The organism is Desulforudis sp. DRI-14 (genome assembly GCF_052618305.1).
Window position 1 is genome coordinate 1 of the sequence record NZ_JBQXEZ010000043.1, and the last position, 4,548, is coordinate 4,548.

5 protein-coding genes are annotated in these 4,548 nt (G+C 61.0%); 4 read left to right on the forward strand and 1 reads right to left on the reverse strand.

Annotation, left to right across the window (positions count from 1 at the left end):
* Window positions 1-129: 129 nt before the first annotated feature.
* Window positions 130-729, reverse strand: coding sequence for a spore protease YyaC (gene yyaC, locus ACUM6F_RS12580; RefSeq protein ID WP_425620590.1), 600 nt, complete (start codon window positions 727-729; stop codon window positions 130-132).
* Between the two features lie 117 nt (window positions 730-846).
* On the opposite strand from yyaC, the gene ACUM6F_RS12585 reads away from it, so the two are divergent.
* From ACUM6F_RS12585 to ACUM6F_RS12600, 4 genes are all read left to right on the forward strand, one after another.
* Window positions 847-1,905 (forward strand): YkvI family membrane protein, encoded by a 1,059-nt coding sequence (locus ACUM6F_RS12585; protein WP_425620589.1) that lies wholly within the window; start codon window positions 847-849, stop codon window positions 1,903-1,905.
* A gap of 115 nt (window positions 1,906-2,020) precedes the next feature.
* Entirely contained in the window at window positions 2,021-2,698 is a 678-nt protein-coding gene (locus tag ACUM6F_RS12590) for a CvpA family protein (protein WP_425620588.1), read from the forward strand.
* A 32-nt stretch (window positions 2,699-2,730) separates the two neighbouring features.
* Window positions 2,731-4,113: an aminopeptidase gene (locus ACUM6F_RS12595; protein ID WP_445349460.1), complete on the forward strand. Its 1,383-nt coding sequence runs from the start codon at window positions 2,731-2,733 to the stop codon at window positions 4,111-4,113.
* A gap of 117 nt (window positions 4,114-4,230) precedes the next feature.
* A complete protein-coding gene (locus ACUM6F_RS12600; RefSeq protein ID WP_425620586.1) occupies window positions 4,231-4,419 on the forward strand; it encodes a DUF951 domain-containing protein in 189 nt (62 codons plus the stop codon).
* Window positions 4,420-4,548: the final 129 nt, after the last annotated feature.

Genomic DNA, 4,548 nt, shown 5'->3' on the forward strand with positions numbered 1-4,548 from the left:
CGGTGCCCGAAGCTTTCAGCAAAGTCGCTTGCGGGGATAAACCCAGACCCGAACAACAAGGGTTATTATCGAGCTAATGCTAAACATGTTAACGATGTCCTGCTACCTGACATCTAACATCTGTTTGGTTCAGGCTCTTGCTTTGCGGTAGTGCTCGACGGCGAATTGCTTCAAACCCGAAACGATGATGTTGGCGAGGCGCATGACCAGGTTCAGGCGGGTGTTCTGCAGGACCAGGTATTCCAGGAAGCCCCCGACGTTGACAACGCCGGTGACGTGCACGTCACCGACTTCCGGAAGGTCCTTTTTGACCCCGGCCCCGGGCTTCAGCGCGCCGTCTCCGAGCGCTACCGTCCCCACGTTCTCGATGCATCCCAGGCATGCGTCGATGGCGATGATAAAGGATTCCGGATGCGCCGCCCGGATTCTGTCCAGGGTCTCGTGCAGGTTTGTCGCGTGCACCGGCTGTTCGAGCGTGCCGTAAACCTTGAAGGGGTTCGGCCGATACTGGCTCAAGCGCGTCCCGACGAGCGGGCCCAGGGAATCCCCCGTGGACCGGTCCGTGCCTATGCAGAGCAGGATGACGGGGCGGTTGGTATCACAGCCCAGCCTCTTAACGCGCTTTTTTAGTTCGGAAGCGAACTTGGCGGCCGCAAACGGGTCGTCCATATGAAAACGCACCAGGTCTTTCTCGGTGCTGATCGGCAGCAAAACTTGGGCTTCGGGCACCAGGCCCCCCCCTTTTTGCAAAACTACTATATTTATTGCCGCCGACCGATGGTGTTATTCCTGTGAAAGTAAGAAACCGCTTTCCCCGGCATAAGGATGTTGGGGGGAGGGAATGCCGTGCGCCAGGGGGGAGCGGTCAAGGTCGCGGCCCTTTTTGTGGGGGCGGTCATCGGGGCGGGCTTTGCGTCCGGGCAGGAGATCCTGCAGTTTTTCGGGGTTCACGGCCGGTGGGGACTGTACGGCGCTTTACTGACCATCGCGGCCTTTGCCGGCCTCGGCGTCAAGGTGCAGGTAACGGCCGTGCGGCTGCAGGCGCAGAACTACCGCGAGGTCTTCGACTATTTTCTGGGGCGCCGGTGGAGCGCGGTCATGGACGCCGCCAGCGTGTGCATGCTCGCCGGAGGCCTGGCCGTGATGATGGCGGGAAGCGGCGCCGTGCTGCACGAGCAATTCGGCCTCCCCACGTGGGGAGGTGTGATGCTGCTGGCGGCCCTGGTCATCCTGGTGCTGCTGCACGGGCTGACGGGTGTGGTCGCCGTTAACGTGGTCCTGGTTCCCTTGAAGATCATCCTCGTGGCCGGCCTATCCGCCGCGGCCGTCCTTCTCTACGACGGCCCCCCGCCGCCGGCGCTGGCGCGGCCGGATGGTATTTCGGCGTCTTGGCTGGGTTCGGCCCTCTTATACGTCAGTTACAATATGATCGTGCCGGTTGCTGTCCTGTCCTCCCTGGGCAGGTACCTCACCATCAGAGAGGCCGCCGCCGGGGCCGTCCTCGGCGGCGTGATCCTCGGTTGCGCGACGACGCTTGTCGCCTACGCCATCCTTACCTATTTTCCGCTGGTGAGCGGCTACCAGGTGCCGCTCTTGCAGGTGGCCGGGATGGTACACCCGTACAGCCGCATGCTCATCTCGGTCGTCGTCTGGATCGCCGTCTTCACGACGGCTGTCGCCAACGCCCACGGGCTGGTAAGCCGTTTCGCCCCCCAGGGTACTCTCCGCTACAAGCGGGCGGGGATTTGTTGCACGCTGCTCTTGCTGCCCCTGGCGTTCTTCAAATTCTCCCATTTGATCGGCTTTATTTATTCCCTGTTCGGGTATGCCGGATTGGTCCTGCTTGCGGCGGTCGCCTTTCATTCCGCGGCAGGTTTTTGGCAAAGACTAAAGAATAGGCACTAAAAATCAGCACTGAGCACTAGGCATTCAGCTTTCAGACCACCTATTTGGCTGATTGGTTCTTATCCGAATGCTTAACGCTGAATGCTCAATGCTGTTTTCTCCCGGAGGGAGAAAAATGAACTGGCTTGATGCCGTCCTTCTCATTATTTTGGGGTTAAGCGCCTTTAGCGGTTTTTGGCGCGGGCTCATGCGCAGCGTGGCCGGGCTGGCGGCCCTGGTCTTCAGCTTCGCCGCCGCGTATTACTATTACCGCCCGGTGGGAGAGTATCTCGAACGCAGCTTCGGTTTGGGAAGTTGGCTCACCCGGTACTTCAGCGAGCGGCTAGGCGGGCCGCCGCCCCACGAGCCCGTTACGGCCGTCCTGATGAATGTGGGGGACGGTGCCAACCCGCTCGACTTGCTGCTGCAGTTCATGTTTTTCCAGGGGGGGCAAAACTTCTTGAACCAGGCGTTCGCCTCGGTCCTGGCGTCCGCGGCGCTGAACGCTATCGCCTTCCTGCTCGTTTTCACGGCCGTCAACCTCGTTATCGGGGCGGTGGCCAATACCGTCCCGGGCGTGCCGCTGCTGGCGCCGCTTGACCGGGCCGGCGGGTTTTTCTTCGGCCTGCTGCGCGGTTTTCTGGTGGGAATGGCCCTGGTGGCCGTGCTCCAGCTTTTGGATGCGGCCGGCGGGGCGGCGGCGCCGACCCCGTTTTCCGCGGGCCTTGCCGGCTCGCTGCTCGCGCCTTCCTACCTGGCCGCTTTTAATTATCTGCTGGCGCTTATGCTTCCGGTTCAACACCGCACAATATAAAAGACATCAATCAGCGAGGAGGATGCAGATTTATGCCCGATAATAAAGTCAGCTGTTGGCCCAGGATTTCCGCCCCGGAGCGCGAGGCGGCCTTCGCCCTGGCCGAGACTTACAAGGAGTTCCTGGACCGGGGCAAGACCGAAAGGCTTGCTGCGGCTGAAGCCGAACGCATGGCGGTTGAACGGGGTTTCCGCCCTCTTTCCGAAGGCGCGGCCTTGCAGCCGGGGGACAAGGTGTATGCCGTCAACCGTCATAAGACGGTCATCTTTGGCGTTATCGGGGACGAACCCCTTGTCCGGGGGCTGCGCATCGTCGGGACCCACCTGGATGCGCCGCGGCTCGACCTCAAGCCCGAGCCGCTGTACGAGGAGGAAGGCCTGGCCTTTTTCAAAACGCACTACTACGGCGGCATCAAGAAGTACCACTGGCTGGCCATCCCGCTGGCCCTGTACGGGACCTTCCTGAAGGCCGACGGCGAGAAATACGAGCTGAGCATCGGCGATCACCCGGGGGAACCCGTTTTTACGATCACCGACCTCCTGCCCCACCTGGCCAAGGACCAGGTTGACAAAAAATTGGAAGACGCCTTCCCGGGCGAGAACCTGAACGTGCTCGTGGGGAGCATCCCCGCGGGGCGCAAGGAAAACGAAGAGAAGCAGGCCGTAAAGAAGGCCGTCGCCGAGTACCTGCTCACGGCCTACGGCTTGCAGGAAGAAGACTTTATCAGCGCCGAGGTCGAGGCTGTGCCTGCCTGGCCGGCCCGCGATGTCGGCCTGGACAGGGGTCTGGTCGGGGCCTACGGGCAGGACGACAGGGTGTGCTCGTTCGCCGCTTTGCAGGCCGTTCTCGGCGTAGAAAGACCTCGCCGGACCTGTCTGGCGGTCCTGGTCGACAAGGAAGAGATCGGTTCCGCGGGCAATACGGGAATGCACTCGCGGTTTTTTGAAAACACCGTGGCGGAAATCCTGGCGCGGACCGGGCAAAATTACTCCGACCTCGATCTCCGCCGCTCCCTCAGCGCTTCCAAGTGTTTGTCCGGCGACGTGAATGCGGGGCTCGACCCCAACTACGCGGAGGTCCTGGATAAGTACAACGCGGCGCGTATCGGTTACGGGGTCGGCCTGACCAAGTACACGGGCGCGAAAGGTAAATTTTCGGCCAACGACGCCAACGCCGAGTTTGTTTACGAGATAAGGGCCCTCTTCAACCGGAACGGGGTCCTGTGGCAGACGGGCGAGCTGGGCAAGGTCGACCAGGGCGGCGGCGGGACGATAGCCCACATTCTCGCCGCCTTCGGGATGGACGTCGTGGACTGCGGCCCCCCTGTGCTGAGCATGCACGCGCCTTTTGAACTGGTGAGCAAGGTGGATCTGTACATGACCTACCGGGCCTACCAGGCGTTTTATAACGACTGAAGCGAGAAGTGAGAGGTCAGAGGTGGGTACTTGAAGGAATCTGCAGAGCGAATTCCAACTTATATTCCCACTTCCGACTTCCCACATCTCACTTCTGAGATGCCGGGGGTGAAAGCCGTGTCTAAATACGAGGTCGGTGATATCGTCAGGCTGAAAAAGCTCCATCCCTGCGGAGGAGACGAATGGGAGATAATGCGTACCGGCGTGGACTTCCGGCTGCGCTGCCGTCGGTGCGGGCGGGTGATGATGCTTCCCAGGCCGAAGTTCGAACGCAGTGTCAGGCGAAAGCCTGATCCCGCGGATTGAACGGCGGCAGGCGGTCGCCGGCCGGATTTGAAGGGATTCTGCAGAAGAATCCCTTTTGAATTTTCTACCCTGAAAAAAACGGCCCTTGCTATTCGGGTCTGGGTTTATCCCCGCAAGCGACTTCGCTGA